Source organism: Acinetobacter sedimenti (genome assembly GCF_022601685.1).
GTDB classification, from domain to species: domain Bacteria; phylum Pseudomonadota; class Gammaproteobacteria; order Pseudomonadales; family Moraxellaceae; genus Acinetobacter; species Acinetobacter sedimenti.
Genome location: NZ_JAKUML010000003.1, coordinates 1 through 19,622 on the forward strand (window position 1 = coordinate 1; position 19,622 = coordinate 19,622).

Genomic DNA, 19,622 nt, shown 5'->3' on the forward strand with positions numbered 1-19,622 from the left:
AATTTGAGAGACAAATTGTTTAGTCTCTCATTATAGAGGCACAAACTCATTTGTCTCTCGTTTTTTGATAAATTTGAGAGACAAATTGTTTAGTCTCTCATTATAGAGGCACAAACTCATTTGTCTCTCGTTTTTTGATAAATTTGATAGACAAGCTGTTTAGTCTCTCATTATAGAGACACGAAATCATTTGTCTCTCATTTTTTAATAAACTTGAGAGACAATGAGGCGATTGGGTGAAATTTTAGCTAGACGGCTCTAGAACATGATTTTTATTATTTATTTTTAATATATTTCAATTAAGTAGACTTAACTTGTAAAGCCTCACCCTTAAACGTTACACCATCCCAACCATTCACCATAAACTGACGAATATTCTGATGATCTGTGCCGTCAGGTGTCGCCAAAACAGACTGATAATGTTCAGCAAATAAACGCAAAGTCTGCGCTTGATCTAAACCATTAAGCTTGGCAAAACTCAATACTTTGGCACTGCCTTGATTTTGCTCGGCAGAGTTGTGCTGTGCACCATTTTGAAAAGCAGTTGGTGTATGCTGATAGTGCATGTCGATCAAGCTGATTACATCGGCAAACTGCGCTGTATCTGCCTCAAGCTGTACCAATAAATCATTGACCAATCTTGGTTCTAAAGACTTTGTCATTTTGAATCTCTAAAAAATTGCATGAATTGCGCTTAGCCTAGCAAGATGTTGTGATAAGTACAATTTGAATCTGCCTCTGTACGGCAATTTCATCTCAGTAGAAATTGGTGTATGTTAGGTTTTTCAATCAAAAATATTAGAAGACGATATGGTAAAGCGAAATATTCTGATTACTGGCGCATCGAGTGGATTGGGTGAGGCGTTGGCACGATATAGTGCCAGTCAAGGGTGCAATTTAGCATTGGTGGCACGTCGCCTAGAAAATCTCGAACAGATCGCTGAGCAAATTCGTGAGCAGTACCATGTCCGTGTTGAGGTCGCACAGCTTGATGTCAGTGAGCATGACAAGATTTTGCCGATCTTTATGGGGTTTCACGACTTGCTTGGACAGATTGATTGTGTGGTGATCAATGCAGGTGTGCTGTCACTGCGTAAGCTTGCAGATCATCGTCTTGAGAATGATGCGCACAATTTTAATATTAATGTCATTTCTGCGATTGCGTGTAGTGATGCGGCACAGCATCTTTTTCAATATCAAGGCGGTGGTGGGCAGATCGCTGTGGTGTCGTCGTATAGCGCATTTATTGCTTTACCAAAAGCAGCGAGTTACTCGGCGAGCAAGGCGGCGGTAGCAAGTTATTTTAATGCGATTCGTCCGATGCTCACTAAACGAAATATTAATGTCACGATACTTTATCCAGGATTTGTAAAGACTGATATTTTAGGGAATTTTAAAACAAGCTCGGCTTTGCTTGCAGAGCCTGACCATGTAGCAAAGCTGATGTATCAAGCCATTGATGCAAAAAAAGCTGAAGCCATCGTGCCACCATTACCGTGGAAAATATTGTACGGCATTCAACAAGTTACACCGAATGCGCTACTACGTTTGGCAAGTCGGTGGATTTAGTCAGTGGTATTGGTTAAGTTTTAGTTATTGGTTTAGAGATTAGTCGTTTTTTAGGTTAGCTTTTTAGGAAAAGTTTGCATGATGTTTTTATGGGTGGCATTGGGCGGTGCGATTGGTGCAAGTGGTCGCTATGCGCTTAGCCTGTTACTGCCTGCGGCACAAGGCACGTTTCCATGGGCGACGTGGTGGGCGAATATCATCGGTTGTATCTGCGCAGGAGTATTCTTTGCTACCAGTGAGCGTTTTGTCAGTTTGCAAGGTGAATGGCGATTGTTTTTAATGGTCGGGATTTTAGGTGGCTTTACTACATTTTCGAGTTTTGGTTTAGAGAGCTTTCAACTACTGAAACTCGGGCAATACGCTTTGGTTTTGAGTTATGTGTTAAGTAGTGTGCTGGTTGGGATTTGTGCGTTGGCTTTAAGTTATTACGGTTTTAGAGTGCTTGTTTTTCAATAAGTCATTCTTCAGTAAATGATTTCGCAGGTTCAGATCATGGATGTACTTGAGCGATCAGCACTTGGCTCGTAGAATAGAGCCTTCATTTTTCAATTCAAAAATTTAGATTAACTCTCGGAAAGACTATGACGAAATCAAAGCAACAGATTGAAAATAATAATAACGTGACTAAAAATACAGCACAGCAATCGCAATCTGCATTTGAACAACAACTTCGCCAAAAAGCGCAACAAGGTGATGGCGTGGCATGTTTTCAGTTGGTGGAGCATTTTGAACGTAAAGCCCCTGCACAGAACAAACTGGAATCACAAAATCGCATCAATCTCTTGGTGCAATCATCGAATCAAGGCGTTGGCGCAGCAAGTATTTTGCTTGGTCGTTGGTATTTGACAGGGCACTATGTAGCGAAAGATTCTGCCAAAGCGATTATGTTTTTTGAGCATGCGAGCAATGTCTGTAAAGACTCTTTTGGCTTTTATCATTTGGCGGAAATGTTCCAAACGGGTAAAGGCGTGAGCGTTAATACCGAAAAAGGTTTGGATTATTTGAAAAAAGCGGTGGCGATGAATAATCCAGAAGCGATTTTCACCTATGCCAATCAACTGCTGAAAACCGATGCGGCGCAAGCCTTTCAACTGCTCAAAGACAATTATAAAAAACAAAAGCATTTAAAAAGTTTATTGTTTATCAATGATGCACAGCAACTTGATCAGGACAAAGTACAGCAATACCTCAAGGAAAATGCCGAGCAAGATCAATTTGCCAGTGCGCTATATGCGTTTCGACTACTCCAAGCAGGCGATGCAAAACAAGCCAAAAACTATGCAGAACGTGCGATTCAAGCGAACAACCCGATTGGATTCTACGTGCGTGCCTTGATCGAACTTCAAGATAAAAAAGGCGATGCAGAAAAAGCACAGCAATATATGCTCCAAGCGGCGCAGTTTGGTCATGTCGAAGCGGCGTATCGTGCGGGTATGACCAGTTTGCAACAGGTTGATCAACTGCCTGATGACGCATCGAAAAAGCAGATGTTACAGCAGAGCTTGCAACTGCTTGCACAAGCAGCACAGTCAGGATTTGCAGCAGCGCAGTTCTCACTGGGGCAATGTTGGCTACAAGGCATTGGTGTAGAGAAAAATCCAAAAGAAGGCATGGCGTGGATAGAGCGTGCAGCACAGCAAGGTAATGTCGATGCGGCATTTGCTTTGGCGTTGAATCTGCCTGTAGAGCATGAACAGCATTTGCCATTGCTCAAACATGCTGCCGATCAAGGGCATACCAAAGCGATGATTTGTATGGGAATCTATTCGCAGAATCATGGGCAAGCGGAGCAAGGTTTAAAGTGGTTCGAATTGGCAAAATCTCGTGGAGAGATTCGAGCGGACTACATGCTTGCTGTGGCTTATCGTGATGGACTCGGTGTTGATGTGGATAGTACCAAAGCCATTGAGTTACTTAAAACCTCTGCGGACAATGGCGATGCAGATGCCATGTATGCGCTGTACCAAGCCTATCGAGATGGTAACAATGTGCGCAAAAATAAAAAATCCCAAGCGAAATACTTAAACATGGCAAAAGAAGCGAAACATCCTGAAGCATTGAAAGTTACAGAAGAATAAGAACAGACCTGGTAGGCAAAAAAAACGAAGTAACTCGGGGGAAGTTACTTCGCAGAGGAGGATAGTTGCAGAGTAGACAAGCCACTTGCCTCAATCCCATGAAAAATGCTCAAAACATTTAAAAAGCTAAATCAAGATCACATCAAGGGAATGTCATCAGGGAAAATAAGCATATTAGCAAGAAGTAAGCTGATGTTATATTATAACAATGTAAAGGTTTGAAAGCGTGGTGTAACTGTCATTACATCCCTGCAATACTGTAAACTCACAACGAACCAAACCTTAATACGTCTTAGATGTGCTGATTTGGGATGAGCTGTTCAAATAAATCATTCAAATTATCATGGACCTTGAGGTTGATCAGATTCCAGTAATGCCCTGAAACCGTTCGGTTGACCATCAAAGTATCAGGCGAAGGTTGAAAGCTATCCCAATATTTCAAAGATTGTTTGACTAATGCGACACCATCATGATGCGATGAGTTTTTTGCAAAGTCATAATTCGTGATTAATGGACGCATAAGTACTTCAAGCCAATCCAAATAGAGCTGTTGTGGGATTTGTCCTTTGTCCGTGCGCACATTAAGAACACGCAAATCACTCTCAATCGCAGGGATATTTTGTTGACGTGCTGCGTTAATCAGATGCTTGTAGGTATCCACGATCTCGTTATTTAGAGTCTTCACACCACCATAATCATAAACAATCACGCTACCATCTTCACGAAAGGCAAAATTGCCTGGATGTGGATCGCAGTGAAATCGCTTGAGATAAAAAATCTCTTGTCCAATCGCTTGGAATAGTCGTCGTCCGAGCTCATTGCGTTTTTCCAAATCCCACGTACTCGCCGTTTCGATACTTTCACCGACTTCTTGACTCAAGGTTAAAATGCGTCGTGAAGAATATTCTGGGAAAACTGAGGGGATAATAATTTTGTCATCAAGCTCGGCATGAAAGGTTTTAAAGACCTGCAGATTTTGCGCTTCGATTTCGTAGTTGAGTTCGGTGTAAAGACTTTCCCGAATTTCGTCGAAAATCTCATCTTGTAGCTTACGGTCAATTTTCAACACACCCATCAGGCGTAGTGCCAAGCGAACCTGTTTGAGATCACTTTCGCAGGCTTCGTCGACTCCCGGGTATTGTACTTTGACGACGACGGCTTGACCATTTTTAAGTGTTGCTTTATGCACTTGACCGATCGAGGCAGCGGCAAATGGCGTTTCATCAAAGGATTGAAATAATTCAGTGAGTGGCTTGCCCAGCTCTTTTTCGACTTGATTTTTAATTAATGCAAACGGCATTGCAGGCGCTTGGCGTTGTAGTTTGGCGATTGCAGTTTGTACTTCGGCAGGGAAGATGTCTTTGTACTGTGAGGCGATTTGCCCGACTTTCATTACAGCACCTTTCATCTCACCCAAGGTTTCAGCGATTTTGACACCGATCTCTTGATAGAGTGCAGAGCGAGCTTGCAGTTTTTTTTCTTCGTCTGCATTGATGTTTTTAATCGAACTGGTGACGGCTTTGCCTGCGATACTTGCTGTCATGCCTGCAAGCTTCATAAAACGTCGTCCTGCCGATGCTTTATTGTTTGCCATAATCTATTTACCGTGTGCGCTGTTTTATCGTGTCATGGAATGTGTTTGAAAATGAATAAGCCATCTTCATTTCATGCTTTGACTTTAATTTCCAAACGTATATTTTACAAGTAAGCTTGTGTGAGCAATAGTTACGGCTGGCTGATTAAAATGATTAATTAAGAGTGTTTAAACCGTTTGAGTTTCGTATTGCTATACAACAATCGCCAAATCAACAAAATACACGCCACAAACAAACCAATAATTAAGCCAACCCAAACCCCGGCGGCGGCAAAATCGGTATAACGAGTGAGGTAAACGCCAATTGGAAATGCCACAATCCAATAGGCAAATAGCGTGATCCACATTGGGCTTTTGGTGTCTTGCATACCACGCAAACAACCTGCCGCCGTGACTTGCCACGCATCCACCAACTGATATGCCACCGCATAAATCACCAAACCATACGCCACGCTGAACACTTCAGGATTGTCATTATAAATTTGAATAATCCATGCACGGCATAACCACAATAAAATCATCGTCGCCGATGCAAAAAAAGTCCCAACGATAAAGCCCAGTTTTTGCACTTGACGCATTGCATCAAAGTTTTGTGCGCCATAATATTGTCCGACTCGAATAGTTAGTGCCAACGCCAAAGACAATGGAATCATAAACAACTGCGAAGTGATCGAAATGGCGATCTGATGGGCTGCGGTGATAATTTCGCCAAGTGGACTAACCACCAATGCCGCGGTGCTAAAAATACTGACTTCAAAGAAAATCGCTAAACCAATCGGCAAACCGAGAAGAGCGATGCGTTTACACCACAGCGGATCAAGCTTTTCAAATCGCTCAAATAATCGCACATGCGCAAAGCTTTTAGCATGTTTAATGTAGAAAAATAAAACAATCAGCATGAGCCATTGCAAGATTGCATTTGCCACACCACAGCCTGCACTGCCCATCGCAGGCAAGCCAAACAGACCGTGCATAAATACATAGTTCAAAGGCACAAGTATAGGCAATGCCAAAAGGCTAATTGTCGTCACGACACGAGGGTGCCCTAAAGCTTCGGCATAACAACGTAATACGGTATAGAGCGTAATCGCAGGAATGCCAAAAGCAATCGTATGCAAAAATAAACCTGCTTTGGCATGGAGGTTCTCAGGGACTTTCAGTAGATGAAAAAACTGTGGCATGACGTGTAAAACCATCATTCCGACTAAGCCAAGAAATAAAGCAATCCACAAAGCTTGATGGCTAATGGTTGGAATCTCGTCGGTTTTCTTTGCGCCAAGTGCAGCTGCGATTAAAGGCGAAGTAGCGAGCATAATGCCACTACACAACAACATCACAGGCATCCAAATCCCCACCGCAACAGCCACTGCGGCCAAATCCGCAGCGGAAAGCTGACCTGCCATAATGGTGTCGATCAAGCCAAAACCAGCCTGCGCAAATTGCGTGACTAAAATTGGAATCATCAAATGTAGCAGTTGTTTCAATTCAAAAGTGAAATGCGATGGCGTAGACATAAAATCTCAGTGGGAAAATAAAATGTGAATCGTAAATGAATTAAGCGTGTGTAAACGGTGAGAGCTCTTCGATCAAACTAGCGTTGTAAGGTAAAGATAATCCCGATGGCGATGAGTATCGCACCCAAAAGACGTTGCCAGTTTACAGGATTTTTCTCCACACCGATGAGTCCAAAATGATCTAACAACATCGACATGATCACCTGACCAAACAGCACCAATCCAGTAAAGGTTAAAAAACCGAGTTTCGGTGCAGTATAAATACTGGCTGTGACCGCATACACCCCAAGCAATCCGCCAACCCAAAGCCAAACTGGAATTTCATTTAGTTGTGATAATGTTGGCTTTAATGCTGAACCATTCCACATCATGACGAGCATCATGATTGCCAAACAGATCGTCCCCACTAAGAAGGAAAAAAATGCAGCTTGAATCGGGCTATTGAGATATTGACGGAGCTGACTATTGACAGCAGTTTGGGTTGCCATTGCCAAGCCAACACCTGCAGCAAAAAACAAAGGAATCAACATCTCGGTCACACGCATAGTTTATTTCTCATTGGTTTTTTATCTTTGATTGAGTAAAACATGATTTGATTGCCGATTCTACGTTTCAATTCATAAAATGATCTTGTCTTGGCGTGTTAAACTACTCATCTTTTGTTTGAGCTGATTTATTCGAGCTCAACCATTTTTTTATCTTACTGAGTGTTGCATGCATCCAAGTCTAATTGCCGAAATTCCGCTATCGCTGTATATCCATATGCCGTGGTGCGTGCGCAAATGTCCCTACTGTGATTTTAATTCGCATGAATTAGCAGAAGGGCAGCTCAGTCAGGAGTTGGAACAGCAATATATTGATGCGCTGATTAAGGATTTTGCGACGCAAAAAGAATTTATTCAAGGGCGTGAATTGCATAGTATTTTTATCGGTGGTGGCACGCCATCGCTGATTTCTGCGCTTGCGTATCAGCGATTATTCGAAGCTTTGAAATCACAAATTCCATTCCAAGAAAATTGTGAAATTACTATGGAAGCCAACCCTGGCACGGTAGAACACGATCCTTTTGAAGATTATTTAAACGCTGGGATTAATCGACTTTCAATCGGTTTGCAAAGTTTTGATGTAGCACATTTAAAACGACTTGGACGAATTCACAATCCTGACAACGCCAAATCTGCGATTCAAAATGCAAAAAGTGCAGGCTTTCAGCGTATCAATGTTGATCTGATGCACGGCTTACCACAGCAGACGGTTGCGCAAGCCTTAGATGATTTGCAAACTGCGATTGACTGCGGGGCAACACATATTTCATGGTATCAACTGACCATTGAGCCGAATACGGTATTTTACCGATCACAGCCGACTTTGCCTGATGAAGACGTACTTGAAAAGATTCAGCTTCAAGGTGAAGCGTTGCTTCGTGCGCATGGCTTTGTCAATTATGAAGTATCGGCATGGGCAAAAGAACGACCGAGTCAGCACAATCTCAACTATTGGCAATTTGGCGATTATTTGGCGATTGGCGCAGGGGCGCATGGCAAAGTGACTTTGCCTGATGGCATTTATCGTTTCCAAAAGACACGTATGCCAAAAGATTATTTGGAACAAGTACCTGCGCAAAATTTGCAATTCAAAGTGATCGCCGATGACGACATGCCATTTGAATTTATGATGAATGCGTTGCGCTTAAATGCAGGTTTACCCAGTGATTTTTATCTAAAACGAACAGGATTGGAATTATCAACGATTCAACCAGTTTTAGATGAATTACGTCAAAAGCAATTGCTTGATCAAGATGTTGAAAGACTCAAATGTACTGAACAAGGTCGATTGTTTTTGAATACAGTATTGTCATCGTTTTTATAAAGCACGGATTCGAGTCTAAAGGGCTTTTTATCCTAAAATTGCTAATCTATTAAGTACTGTAAACAACCCGTTAGAATCCTACAGATAAATGAAGGATAAATTATGCATATTGAACAAATTAAACAGCATGAGGTTGTCATTAAGTCAAGGTCTGAATTATCCTGAAATCGACACATTAGATGACGATTATTTTGCATATTGGACACAGCTCAATCAAAGCGATGAAAGAGTCCGTTTTGTTGCGATCTTAAATATTGCTGATGAAGAGCGAGAGGAGTTGTTGCCGTGGCTACATTATGCAGTGCAACATGATCCTGCTGAACTGGTTCGACTCGAAGCTGCAAAACGGCTCGAAGGTTGGGAAGATGAGGCGTCGATCAAAGCCCTTGTGACTGCTTTATATGATGATTCTGCACACGTTGTTGATACCGCAACGCAAAGCCTCAGTGAAGTAAAACAAAGCCAGTCTGCGGATGTACTTGGGCAATTTTTAGATCAACCGCAAGTTCCTGTAAAGATTGCGATTTTACGTGCGCTGAAACCGCTTCGTGCGGTACAGCTTTATACACAGATCGAAGCGCATACAGCGCATGAAAATGCGTTGGTTCGCCGTGAAGCAGTAAGTGCGCTCAGTTGGTTACAACAACCACAAGGTATTGATGTACTTGCTAAAATTGTAGAAAAAGAAACGGATGTGGAAACACGACGTATAGCAACAGGTGGCTTGGCGTATGCAAAGAAAGCTACGCCGATCGTACAGCAGGCTTTGCAAGTTGCATTAGTTGCTGAAGATTGGCAGTTGCGTGTCGAATCTGCATTAACCATCGGACGTTTAAAATTGGTTGCACTTGAGCAGATCTTGATTGATAGCTTGCAGGACGATTATTGGCAAGTCCGTATTGCGACAGTACGAAGTCTAGGGCTGATTCAGTCACAACATGCTTTTGAAGAATTGGCGCTTAACTTTAATTTTGAAATTAGTAATTTAAGGAAAGAAGTTGCTTTGGCTCTTGGTGAAATTGGTGGTGATCAAGCAGAACAATTGTTAAATCAACATGCTGAAGACCCTGATCCTGAAGTGCGTAAAGCTATCCGTATCAGCTTAAATCAAATTCAAGATAAGCAAATTCGAGAAAACCAGCATGCAGAATGAACCCAACAGTATTGAATTTGATCCACACAGCCAAATGATTCAGTTCATTTGGTCGGATGACGATTTGACTTTAGCATTTCAGCCACATCAGCTGCGACTTCATTGTCCATGTGCTTTTTGTCGTGCACAGCGTGTGCGACAGCCGTTCTTTGTCGTGCAAGAAGACATTACTGTGAAAGCGATTAATTCACAGCGGTATGGAGTACAGATTTGCTTTAGTGATGGACATGATAAAGGCATATTTCCGTGGTCATATCTCAAGGAAATTGCTTAAAAGAAAGTATGCTAAATATCAATGTAGAAAATAGAGATTGGATATGAGCTTGAGCTGATATTCAATTTTTTTATTTTAAGAGAAAGTATAGAAATGGTGGGTCGTCCGCGACTCGAACGCGGGACCAACGGATTAAAAGTCCGCTGCTCTACCAACTGAGCTAACGACCCTGAGCGAGGTTAAAGCACTGCTTTAAACCGAAGCGCAAGAGAAATTGATGAATGATCAATTTCTTAAACATAAGAAGAAAGTTATCTTATATTTGCTCATGTTTAGAAAGAAGATTACTTTCTAAAGTGATTGTTTACAAAGATGTTGCAAACAGTTCGAAATAAATGGTGGGTCGTCCGCGACTCGAACGCGGGACCAACGGATTAAAAGTCCGCTGCTCTACCAACTGAGCTAACGACCCTGAGCGAGAAAAAAGCACTGCTTTTTTCGAAGCGCAAGTGAAAAAATCAATTTAGTATCAATTTTATCGACGCAAGAGAAAATCTATGATTTTCTTTAAGCATCTATTTCTACTCAGCAAAAGGAAAATAGTTATCTTCCCACCACATCAAAGTTAAAACTTTAAATGTGTCTTCATTTCGATGGAGCGTATTGTAGCAATTTATCTGATGAACACAAGGGGAAATTCTATTTGTACCGTATGTTTGTCTATAATTACACCATTTTAAGGCAGAAAAGCAAAGTCTAAACTTTGCTTTTCATGGGATTTTTCATGAATCGAATCAGCTTAGAAGCGATATTTCCCCTGATTGATTTGCTTAAATACCGTTGCATCAACTTCACTATACGCAGCGTCACTTGGTAGTAAGACAAAGATTTGTTCTTGGCATTTTTCAGGATCGAAAGCTTGCTCTTTTAACTTATTCTTTGAGTATTTGAACGTACCAGTGGTTTCGATTTGCTTTTGAATCCGTAAAAATACAGGGACAGCATAGGCAGGAAGCTCAGCTTTAAAGGCATTAACCATATTTTTGAGGTCATTCTCGTCGAGGGATTTACCCTCTTGCAAGGTGATCGCTGCCATGCCAGCGCGACCATTGGTGTTTGGAATTTCGACACCATAGACCACAGCTTCAGAAATTTTTTCATAATCAGAAACGATATTTTCGACTTGTGTGGTCGATACATTTTCACCTTTCCAGCGGAAAGTATCGCCTAAACGGTCAACGAACTGCGCATGGCGGAAGCCAATATCACGTACCAAGTCGCCTGTATTAAAGAATTTATCACCAGACTTTAAGACATTTTCCATAATTACGGATTTATTCTTTTCAGGATCGGTGTAGCCATCAAATGGTGAACGACTGGTAATCTTGCCGATCAACAATCCAGATTCACCTTTTTTGACTTTTTGACAAAAGCCATCTGCACCACGAATTGGCTCATTTTTCTCTTTGTCAAAAGCGATGATCGCATACGGTGTTGGTGAGAAACCAACGGTATTTTCAAAGTTGAAAATATTACTAAAGCCGACATTGCCTTCACTTGAAGCATAGAGCTCTAAGACTTCGTCTACGTTGAAGCGTTCTTTGAACTCGTGCCAAATGTTTGAACGCATACCATTACCAATCATCTTGCGGACACGGTGGTTGCGTTCTTCAGGTGTTGGCTCGCAATCGAGTAGATAACGACAAAGTTCACCCACATAACCGATCGCTGAAGCATCGAACTTTTGAACATCTTTCCAAAAGTTTGATTTTGAAAACTTACGACGGATTGCCAATGTTGATGCACCTGCAATCACCCCACACCAACACACGACCATGCCAGTTGCGTGATAGAGCGGTAGCGTTGCATACATCACGTCATCTTGATCTAAATCAAGTACATGACCATAGGTACCATAGGCAAGCATCCAACGGCTGTGTTTGAAAATCACGGCTTTTGGTAAGCCTGTCGTACCTGAAGTGTAGATGTAGAATAAACCGTCTTTGCCACAAACTTGATTGGTGGTTGATGGGTTATGCTTTTTGCACGTTTGAATCGCTTGCGCAAGATCAACAAAAGGCTTTGGTGCTGTGGTTTTAAAGGCATCATCTGCAAACCAATAGTATTTATCTTTTGCGAGTTCTAAATCGTTTTGTACATCGAGCACGGCTTGCTGTACTTCTTCGCCGATGACAACAGCAAAAGGTTTAACTAAGTTGATACTGTGACTCAAAACCTTGCTACATTGCGAGGTGTTCACGAGTGCAGTAACAACTCCAATTTTGGCAAGTCCGAGTACGGTTACAACGAGTTCAGGGCGGTTTTCGATCATTACTGCAATGACGTCGCCTTTTTTTGCACCTTGTTTTAAGAAGTAGTCGGCAATTTGGTTTGCCCAAGCATTGAGTTCGGTATAGCTAAATTTCTGATCTTCGTATAGCAGGGCGGTACCTGTAGGGTTTTCCTCGACTGCTTTTTCAAATGCCCAACCTAAACCACAAGCGCTACTTGGACGTCGTAAATATGCATGCCTCAATCCATTCAAGACATTGGGTAGCTTCTTGGCGAATTGAGGAACTTGTTTAATCACGTCTGAGAGGGAAATAATATCTTTGGTCGCATCGTGGCTCATATCAGAGCTCCTGTTATACTATCTATCAATGAAATAAACACCAATGTTCAATAATTCACATTGATGCTTTGGGAGAATAACGTACAGAAAAATACTCTACGTGTCTTTGATCATACTTAAGAAAAAGCGCAATACTTAAGTCAATAGGTATTGCGCTTTTGAATTAAGCTTGATCAGCATCCTGACTCGCTTTCTTCGGTGGTCTACCTCTTGGGCGACGTGGGCGAGCAGGTTTATCATCTTCGCCTTTCGCTTTGCTTGGGCGATCTGATTTTTCATCATCCTCTGAAGCATCGTCATCAGATTCAGAAGTGTCATCATTTTCAGATGAGGTATCTTCTTCTGTTGTGAGTTCAAGATCAGCCTGCTGAGTTGCTACAGCGGATGGTTCGGCAGTGGTTGGCTCTACGTCATCTTTTTGCTCGACATCACTTTCCACAGCTTCTTGCGTTGCATCTGCCACAATCGTCGCCACTGTGCTATTGGCAATTACTTGCACATCGTCAGCTTGGGTGGTTTCAGGTCGTGGTGCGTAAGCATTTTGCTGTGCAAGTTTACGCTTTTGACGTGGGTCATTGCTTAGTCGAACTGTTGGCTCAGGTGGTGTTAAAGACAGTGCTTCAACAGGTTCCTGATTTTGTTCACGAGGCAATTCGACATCACGTGTCACAGGACCTGTGAAAACGTCGTCTTCATCTTCCTCAATTTCACTTGATTGGAATGCTTCGGTGTATTTTGCGACAGCACGGTTGAAAGTTGAGATAAGTCCAAACTGTTCAATCAATACATTGTAGTCTTCACCGTAGACATAGCGAATCAAACCAACCACGCTAAACTGCGCCAAGCTTGCCAAAGATTTGGCATTCAATGGTGATTTTTGCGTTGATTTTTGTGCACGCTTTTCAGCTTTACGGCGACGCTTTTCACGTGGATCATTGCTTGCACGTGTAGCAGGTTCATCACTGGCTTCGCTTTGCTCGTCATTGCGAGATTGAGCTTTGCCTTTATTTTTGCCTTTTGCTTGAGGTGCATCAGCGACAGCTTTCGCCCCATTATTACTGTCAGCTCGCTTAGAGGACTGACGGTCTTGCTCGGATGTTTTTTCGTCACTTGATAGAGTTTCAAGTTTGCTTTCAATCGCAGCAACTGGCGGCGTGCTGTTAGAACGCTCTAAAGCAACGATCTCAGTTTGTGCTGTGTCAGTATTGACCAACATTGCCGTCGGTAAAGTTTCCGCAGTGCCTTGCTCAAAAATCTGAACATTGATCTGCTCGTTAGTTTGATTAGATTGTTCGTTAAGAACATTTTGATCACGTTCACGTTGAGGGCGTTGCGGACGGTTTTGGTTGCGCTCACGACGTGGCACAGCATTTTGATTGCGGTTGCCATTTTGATCTTGATCGCCATTTTGACGATTGCGACGATCATTCTTTTGTTTACGCTGACCGTTATCCTCTTGATCGACTTGTGGTTGATCATTGCGAAGTTCGTTACGCTGTTCATTGCGTTGTTCAGAACGGTTTTCTGTACGTTGCTCACTACGGTTGTCTGTGCGTTCTACACGATCCGTACGTTGATCTTTACGCTTACGTTTGTCTTTACGACGTGGACGGTCATCTTTGTCTTGAGCATCATTTGCAGTCGAAGCATTTGGATTGAGGTATCCATTGACTGCTTGCACTTGTTGCTCAATATTGGCATCAATTTGACCAAACTGACCACGGCTCACCGCACCTGTGTTGACCAATTGCTCGATCGCAGCAGCAGCATTTTTTGCATTACGGCTTTGATCTGTGGTGCGAGCTTGCTTTGGTACAAACAAGTTTTCTAACCACGCACATGGACTGCTACTTGCTTGAGGTGCAGGAGCTTGTGCAATTTGCTGTGTATTTTTCACTTTTGCAGATGGTGCAGTCGGTTGATCTGCACTTGCTTTAATCGCAGTGTGTGGTGCTTCTTCGATATGCCACGTTGAAGATTCATAGCCGATGTCTTTTTCGCTTGAACGTGTTGCTTCAGTACGTTCATAGCTCGTTGGCGCATAACCTTCAGGGTTAAATTGAATTTCGTAATGTGGCGTTTCTAAGTGTGGATGTGGCAATACTGTGACACGTACACCTGAAGTTTGCTCAAGATAGACAAGGCTGTGACGCTTCTCATTGAGTAAGAATGCAGCGATTTCTACAGGGACTTGAACCTGTACTTCACCTTGACGATGTTGTAGCGCAATCTCTTCCACTTTACGCATGATCGACAATGACAATGAGCGTTGATCACGCACCATGCCTGTACCATGACAGCGAGGGCAGACGTAGCCAGTAGATTCTTCAAGTGACGGACGTAGACGTTGACGGCTCATTTCCATCAAACCAAAACGTGACAATTGCCCAAATTGGATACGTGCACGGTCGCTTTGTGTAGCTTCACGCAGTTTTGCTTCAACCATACGTTGGTTGCGCTCACGCCCCATGTCGATGAAGTCGATCACGATCAAACCGCCCATATCACGTAGGCGCAGTTGACGAGCGATTTCTTCGGCAGCTTCTAGGTTGGTGTGAAGCGCAGTGTCTTCCACATCTTGACCACGAGTCGCTTTTGCTGAGTTGATGTCGATTGCGACCAATGCTTCGGTTTGATCAATCACGATCGAACCACCTGATGGCAACTTCACTTCACGCTCATAAGCGGTTTGGATTTGGCTTTCAACACCAAAATGCGCAAACAGTGGGTCGTTTAAAGTATAGGTTTTTAATTTGTCTAATTGATTTGGCATCACTGCTTTGACGAAGTTATAGGCTTCGTTGTAGGCATTTTCGCTATCGATCAAAATTTCTGCGACGTCATCACGCAGATAGTCACGGATGGCACGGGTCACTACACCTGCTTCTTGATGCACGAGCATCGGTGAAGGCCCATTTTTTGCTGAGTTTTGGATTTGATTCCAAAGGTCTAGCAAGTGTTGTAAGTCGAGTTGTAATTCTTCTTTGCTGCGTCCAATCCCTGCAGTGCGGATGATCAAACTCATGCCACGAGGTAGATTGAGTGAGGCTAAAATTTCTTTCAATTCTTCACGGGTTGAACCTGAAATCTGACGGCTGATACCGCCACCTTTCGGGTTGTTTGGCATCAATACCAAATAACGTCCTGCAAGTGAAATATAGGTCGAAAGCGCAGCACCTTTGTTGCCACGCTCTTCTTTTTCCACTTGTACCAAAAGCTCAGTGCCTTCGGTAATGAGTTCACGGATATTGTGGTTTTGACGAGGATCGCCTTGTAGATAAGAGTGTGCGATTTCACGTAAAGACAAGAAGCCTTGACGTCCTGCGCCGTATTCTACAAAGACTGCTTCTAAAGAGGGTTCTACTCGGGTCACATGACCTTTATAGATGTTTGATTTTTTCTGTTCACGCGTGCGATTTTCAAGGTCAAAATCATACAGACGATTATCTGTGACAAGTGCAACACGAACTTCTTCGGCATGTGTTGCATTGATCAACATACGTTTCATGGGTGTAATACCTAATCAAGGATGACCCAAACGCATCAACACCACATTCTGACTTCATTGATCATAGCAAGCGAAAGGTTTTGAATAGATGCTTTTTCATCGTTTCGTTCAAATCATTTTCGCAATGTTGCGACAGTTGAGATCAACGGTACATTTTCTTTTTTCAAAAATGAAACGGTCTTATCAATGTCAGCATACTGTTGCCAAGTCTCTGTTGAGATTCGTTGCAACGATATTCACTGGGGGACGCATTGTATTTAAGGTGACTATCTGTTCACAATTTGCGATAAGACGCATGGATTTAGACATCAAAATTACGTTGTAAGCGTTAAATCGTTAAATCTAAATCATTCGATCTTTTGCTAGTCATTTCTTTCAAGCCACGGAATGCTCATCGTGGCGAGGGCTAACAAACCTTAAATGATCAAATGGGTTGCCTGAATATCTTGCGTGGTGCAATGTGTCTGATGCAATCCGTTATCAATTAAACTAACTTAACGATTGATTGGTCGTTGGTTAGCGACATTTGCATGCTGTGCGGTGGACATGGTTAAAATAAACACATGCACATCACAGTTTTGCCGATATAATCTGCCATCGGCTTAGGCATAATCTTTGAGGACCGACACGTCATCTTATGTGCATCTATCGTCTTATTTTCTCAAAAGAAGATATTTTGTGATGGACGGTGACGTTGGTATCCGTGCGCTGAATATAGCAAATACATCGCCATCTGCCTATATGATATTTGCGATTAATTGATGTTATTTGCTTAAAAAATAGGCAAAAATTGTGAAAATGTGCGCTCTCCATGTCTTTGGCTACATTTGCTAGCGTGATCAATGTAAAATATTGATCTTAAATAAACAGTGCGCAAAGTCTTCCACATCCTACCCATGAAAAAAGTTGTGAGTTTTATGAACCGATCTAATTCTACTTCATCGTCAAAGTTGTCGTTTGCTAAAGCTTCGTCCTTAAAACAATCATCTTCAAAAAAGCCATCTTTTAAAAAGCCACTATCGAAAGCATCGACTTTAAAATCAGCACCTTCAAGACCTGCAAAGTTCGAAAAAGAAAAGTTTAAAGAAGAAAAAGTTGATGTTGATACAGTAGGCGCTTGGCAAAGTGTGACGTGGATTGATGTGACGGAGCATCATGAGGGACAGCGCATTGATAACTTCCTATTTCGCACCTTAAAAGGTGTGCCGAAAAGTCGGATTTACCGACTGATTCGTGAGGGGGAGGTGCGTGTCAACAAAAAGCGCATTAAAGCAGAAACCAAGCTCAATATCGGTGATCAAATCCGTATCGCACCGATTCGCATGCAACAACAAGAGGATCATGTGCCGATCGGCGATAGCGTGGCGCAAGGTTTGCTGGCTCGCATCATCTATGAAGATGAGGGTTTGATCGTGATCAATAAGCCGTCGGGCATTGCGGTACATGGCGGGAGCGGTGTGGCGTATGGCTTGATCGAAGCGATGCGCCAAGCGACTGGCAAGAAATATTTAGAATTGATTCACCGTATCGACCGTGATACGTCGGGCTTGGTGATGATCTCCAAAAAGCGTTCTACACTGAAAGTCTTGCAAGATGATCTGCGAGCGCATCGCATCAAAAAGACCTATGCGGCGATCGTGAAAGGTGTGGTGACTTTGGACAAACAGTTGATTGATGCGCCATTATTACGTTATGAATTGAACAACTGTGAGCGCCGTGTTCGCGTGTCGAAAGAGGGCAAGCCTAGCCAAACTCAGTGGAATGTGGTTGAGCGTTATACTGGAGCGACACTAATCCACGCCTCGCCGTTGTCTGGTCGGACTCATCAAATCCGTGTACACGGCTTGAGTATCGGTCATCCGCTGGTCGGCGATGATAAATATGGGCATCAAGTACCGTTTTCGCATCACGATGTCAAACGACTCTGCCTACATGCTATGCGTTTGGAAATACCGAATTATCCTGTGATCGAAGCGCCGTTACCCGATGATATGCAAAAACTGATTAAAAGTCTGAGTAAGTAATCAGATAGCAATTGAAGTCGGATAGCTTTTGAAACGAACTTGTACGAGATAGATATTTTACTGATGAATGATTTAAAGCAATTTTCTCCTGATGCAGACCCGACAAGCGTATTCGATATGCAAAATATTGATCTGATCATTTTTGATTGGGATGGGACGTTGTTTGATTCTGTCGGTCAGATTGTCAAAAGTTTGCAATTTGCTGCACGTAAGTTTCAACAACCATTGTTAGATGAAGATGTAAAAAGTGTCATTGGTTTAGGCTTGCCTGAGGTGATGCAGCGTTTATTTCCACAAGTGCCTGAGTTACATGAGCAGATTTTAAAAAGTTATTCACAACATTATGTGGAAAATTCAGGCAGTGATGTGTGGTTTGATGGTGTGGCAGAGTTGCTCGATGCGTTAAAAGCACAGGGCAAATTACTTGCGGTAGCAACAGGGAAAAGCCGTAAAGGGCTTGATCGAGTGCTTGCACAGACCCAAAGTGCAGATCTATTTGTTGCGACTCGTGCAGCCAGTGAAACTCGTTCTAAGCCTGATCCGCTAATGCTTCAAGAAATCTTAAATGTGACAGGTGTGCCTTCGCATCGTGCGCTAATGGTTGGTGATACCAGTTATGATTTGGAAATGGCGCAGAACATCAATATGCCACGAATCGGCGTGAGCTATGGTGTGCATGCGGTGAATGTACTTGAGCAGTTTGCACCTGTGGCGATTGTGGATTCTGTGGAAAAGTTAAGCGAGATTTTGTTGTCTATAATACACAACTAATTGTATTAAACTCCTTGGGCTTATTGACCTTTTACCCATTTTTTCCATGCGTAATAGCTCAACATGCCGAAAGGTAAAATCAGAAAAAATGCACCTAAACCTAAAAAGGCGTAGGCTGCATAAATATTTGCGACTGCAAAAAATAGAAGTAAAGGAATTAATTGTCCTATCATTTCACCAAATAATCCGCACATGGCTTGCTTCCATTTATTCGGACTTTTTTCGCTTTTATCTTTATTCGGTGAATCTTTTTTGTTGTTTGTGGTCACGCTTATTTCTCTTACGAAAAAATGTTAATACATCGCCTCATCATTGCTGAGGGCAATCAAGCCACGTATCGCACGATACACACTCCACACCCAAGCTAGCCCGATAATAACTAAACAAATCGTTGGCGCAAATACCGCCCACCATGCCGACTGATAGACAAAAGCTACGAGAAATAAACTGGCAAAGCCAATCACATTCCACAGCAAATACCACCAGAAGCCTCGAATCTGCCAAAGAAAATGACTTTCTAAAAATGTGCCTTTGACACTGGAAAATTTGACATGGTTGATAATGATGGCGATCACTGCCAAGATGCCCGCACTAAAGATCGCAGCGAGATATAAGCCGTACAGTAAGTAGGTGAGATTTTTCTGATCTTGGGTTGCGATTGGGCTGATTTGGTTAGTCATTTCCATTTTTCCAATT

General features: G+C 42.5%; 16 protein-coding genes and 2 tRNA genes. 8 read left to right on the top strand and 10 right to left on the bottom strand.

Annotation, left to right across the window (positions count from 1 at the left end; genetic code table 11):
- Window positions 1-299: 299 nt before the first annotated feature.
- Window positions 300-662, bottom strand: a complete 363-nt coding sequence (locus MKI79_RS02025; RefSeq protein ID WP_407651530.1) for a HopJ type III effector protein — start codon at window positions 660-662, stop codon at window positions 300-302.
- A 148-nt stretch (window positions 663-810) separates the two neighbouring features.
- On the opposite strand from MKI79_RS02025, the gene MKI79_RS02030 reads away from it, so the two are divergent.
- The 3 genes from MKI79_RS02030 (at window position 811) to MKI79_RS02040 (ending at window position 3,647) form a co-directional block, all read left to right on the top strand.
- Window positions 811-1,569: an SDR family NAD(P)-dependent oxidoreductase gene (locus MKI79_RS02030; protein WP_241570410.1), complete on the top strand. Its 759-nt coding sequence runs from the start codon at window positions 811-813 to the stop codon at window positions 1,567-1,569.
- A 78-nt stretch (window positions 1,570-1,647) separates the two neighbouring features.
- Window positions 1,648-2,025, top strand: coding sequence for a fluoride efflux transporter CrcB (gene crcB, locus MKI79_RS02035; RefSeq protein ID WP_241570411.1), 378 nt, complete (start codon window positions 1,648-1,650; stop codon window positions 2,023-2,025).
- Between the two features lie 125 nt (window positions 2,026-2,150).
- A complete protein-coding gene (locus MKI79_RS02040) occupies window positions 2,151-3,647 on the top strand; it encodes a tetratricopeptide repeat protein (protein ID WP_241570412.1) in 1,497 nt (498 codons plus the stop codon).
- A gap of 292 nt (window positions 3,648-3,939) precedes the next feature.
- On the opposite strand, the gene MKI79_RS02045 is transcribed toward MKI79_RS02040, so the two are convergent.
- From MKI79_RS02045 to MKI79_RS02055, 3 genes are all read right to left on the bottom strand, one after another.
- A complete protein-coding gene (locus MKI79_RS02045; protein ID WP_241570413.1) occupies window positions 3,940-5,241 on the bottom strand; it encodes an ABC1 kinase family protein in 1,302 nt (433 codons plus the stop codon).
- Window positions 5,242-5,399: 158 nt separating this feature from the next.
- Window positions 5,400-6,755 carry an MATE family efflux transporter gene (locus MKI79_RS02050; protein ID WP_241570414.1) on the bottom strand — a complete coding sequence of 452 codons (1,356 nt, stop codon included), beginning with the start codon at window positions 6,753-6,755 and terminating at the stop codon, window positions 5,400-5,402.
- A 77-nt stretch (window positions 6,756-6,832) separates the two neighbouring features.
- Window positions 6,833-7,300 carry a DMT family transporter gene (locus tag MKI79_RS02055; protein ID WP_241570415.1) on the bottom strand — a complete coding sequence of 156 codons (468 nt, stop codon included), beginning with the start codon at window positions 7,298-7,300 and terminating at the stop codon, window positions 6,833-6,835.
- Between the two features lie 169 nt (window positions 7,301-7,469).
- Between MKI79_RS02055 and hemW the strand changes: the two genes are divergently transcribed.
- The 3 genes from hemW (at window position 7,470) to MKI79_RS02070 (ending at window position 10,051) form a co-directional block, all read left to right on the top strand.
- Window positions 7,470-8,624, top strand: a complete 1,155-nt coding sequence (hemW, locus tag MKI79_RS02060; protein ID WP_241570416.1) for a radical SAM family heme chaperone HemW — start codon at window positions 7,470-7,472, stop codon at window positions 8,622-8,624.
- 127 nt (window positions 8,625-8,751) lie between these two features.
- The gene (locus MKI79_RS02065) at window positions 8,752-9,777 is read left to right on the top strand and encodes a HEAT repeat domain-containing protein (protein WP_241570417.1); all 1,026 of its coding nucleotides are present in this window, start codon (window positions 8,752-8,754) and stop codon (window positions 9,775-9,777) included.
- Window positions 9,767-10,051: a DUF971 domain-containing protein gene (locus tag MKI79_RS02070; RefSeq protein WP_241570418.1), complete on the top strand. Its 285-nt coding sequence runs from the start codon at window positions 9,767-9,769 to the stop codon at window positions 10,049-10,051. The genes MKI79_RS02065 and MKI79_RS02070 overlap by 11 nt, the downstream gene beginning before the upstream one ends.
- 94 nt (window positions 10,052-10,145) lie before the next feature.
- On the opposite strand, the gene MKI79_RS02075 is transcribed toward MKI79_RS02070, so the two are convergent.
- From MKI79_RS02075 to MKI79_RS02090, 4 genes are all read right to left on the bottom strand, one after another.
- Window positions 10,146-10,221, bottom strand: a tRNA-Lys gene (locus MKI79_RS02075).
- A 166-nt stretch (window positions 10,222-10,387) separates the two neighbouring features.
- A tRNA-Lys gene (locus MKI79_RS02080) sits at window positions 10,388-10,463 on the bottom strand.
- A gap of 327 nt (window positions 10,464-10,790) precedes the next feature.
- Window positions 10,791-12,623 carry a long-chain-acyl-CoA synthetase gene (locus MKI79_RS02085; protein ID WP_241570419.1) on the bottom strand — a complete coding sequence of 611 codons (1,833 nt, stop codon included), beginning with the start codon at window positions 12,621-12,623 and terminating at the stop codon, window positions 10,791-10,793.
- 163 nt (window positions 12,624-12,786) lie between these two features.
- Window positions 12,787-16,131, bottom strand: a complete 3,345-nt coding sequence (locus tag MKI79_RS02090) for an Rne/Rng family ribonuclease (RefSeq protein WP_241570420.1) — start codon at window positions 16,129-16,131, stop codon at window positions 12,787-12,789.
- A gap of 917 nt (window positions 16,132-17,048) precedes the next feature.
- On the opposite strand from MKI79_RS02090, the gene MKI79_RS02095 reads away from it, so the two are divergent.
- Together MKI79_RS02095 and MKI79_RS02100 are read left to right on the top strand one after the other, a co-directional pair.
- Entirely contained in the window at window positions 17,049-18,155 is a 1,107-nt protein-coding gene (locus tag MKI79_RS02095) for an RluA family pseudouridine synthase (protein ID WP_241570421.1), read from the top strand.
- Between the two features lie 117 nt (window positions 18,156-18,272).
- Complete coding sequence (locus MKI79_RS02100) at window positions 18,273-18,926, top strand: HAD-IA family hydrolase (protein ID WP_241570577.1); 654 nt, start codon at window positions 18,273-18,275, stop codon at window positions 18,924-18,926.
- A 20-nt stretch (window positions 18,927-18,946) separates the two neighbouring features.
- Here the strand turns inward: MKI79_RS02100 and MKI79_RS02105 are convergent, their stop codons facing one another.
- Window positions 18,947-19,195 (bottom strand): hypothetical protein, encoded by a 249-nt coding sequence (locus MKI79_RS02105; protein WP_241570422.1) that lies wholly within the window; start codon window positions 19,193-19,195, stop codon window positions 18,947-18,949.
- A 24-nt stretch (window positions 19,196-19,219) separates the two neighbouring features.
- Window positions 19,220-19,606 carry a DUF4870 family protein gene (locus MKI79_RS02110; protein ID WP_241570423.1) on the bottom strand — a complete coding sequence of 129 codons (387 nt, stop codon included), beginning with the start codon at window positions 19,604-19,606 and terminating at the stop codon, window positions 19,220-19,222.
- Window positions 19,607-19,622: the final 16 nt, after the last annotated feature.

Excerpts from the sequence above, each read along its gene's own strand:
- MKI79_RS02050 (WP_241570414.1), bottom strand. The coding sequence starts at position 6,755 with ATGTCTACGCCATCGCATTTCACTTTTGAATTGAAACAACTGCTACAT.
- MKI79_RS02045 (WP_241570413.1), bottom strand. The coding sequence starts at position 5,241 with ATGGCAAACAATAAAGCATCGGCAGGACGACGTTTTATGAAGCTTGCA.
- MKI79_RS02090 (WP_241570420.1), bottom strand. The coding sequence starts at position 16,131 with ATGAAACGTATGTTGATCAATGCAACACATGCCGAAGAAGTTCGTGTT.
- MKI79_RS02025 (WP_407651530.1), bottom strand. The coding sequence starts at position 662 with ATGACAAAGTCTTTAGAACCAAGATTGGTCAATGATTTATTGGTACAG.
- MKI79_RS02100 (WP_241570577.1), top strand. The coding sequence starts at position 18,273 with ATGCAAAATATTGATCTGATCATTTTTGATTGGGATGGGACGTTGTTT.
- MKI79_RS02110 (WP_241570423.1), bottom strand. The coding sequence starts at position 19,606 with ATGACTAACCAAATCAGCCCAATCGCAACCCAAGATCAGAAAAATCTC.
- MKI79_RS02070 (WP_241570418.1), top strand. The coding sequence starts at position 9,767 with ATGCAGAATGAACCCAACAGTATTGAATTTGATCCACACAGCCAAATG.
- MKI79_RS02085 (WP_241570419.1), bottom strand. The coding sequence starts at position 12,623 with ATGAGCCACGATGCGACCAAAGATATTATTTCCCTCTCAGACGTGATT.
- MKI79_RS02030 (WP_241570410.1), top strand. The coding sequence starts at position 811 with ATGGTAAAGCGAAATATTCTGATTACTGGCGCATCGAGTGGATTGGGT.
- MKI79_RS02055 (WP_241570415.1), bottom strand. The coding sequence starts at position 7,300 with ATGCGTGTGACCGAGATGTTGATTCCTTTGTTTTTTGCTGCAGGTGTT.
- MKI79_RS02040 (WP_241570412.1), top strand. The coding sequence starts at position 2,151 with ATGACGAAATCAAAGCAACAGATTGAAAATAATAATAACGTGACTAAA.
- MKI79_RS02095 (WP_241570421.1), top strand. The coding sequence starts at position 17,049 with ATGAACCGATCTAATTCTACTTCATCGTCAAAGTTGTCGTTTGCTAAA.
- MKI79_RS02065 (WP_241570417.1), top strand. The coding sequence starts at position 8,752 with ATGAGGTTGTCATTAAGTCAAGGTCTGAATTATCCTGAAATCGACACA.
- hemW (WP_241570416.1), top strand. The coding sequence starts at position 7,470 with ATGCATCCAAGTCTAATTGCCGAAATTCCGCTATCGCTGTATATCCAT.
- crcB (WP_241570411.1), top strand. The coding sequence starts at position 1,648 with ATGATGTTTTTATGGGTGGCATTGGGCGGTGCGATTGGTGCAAGTGGT.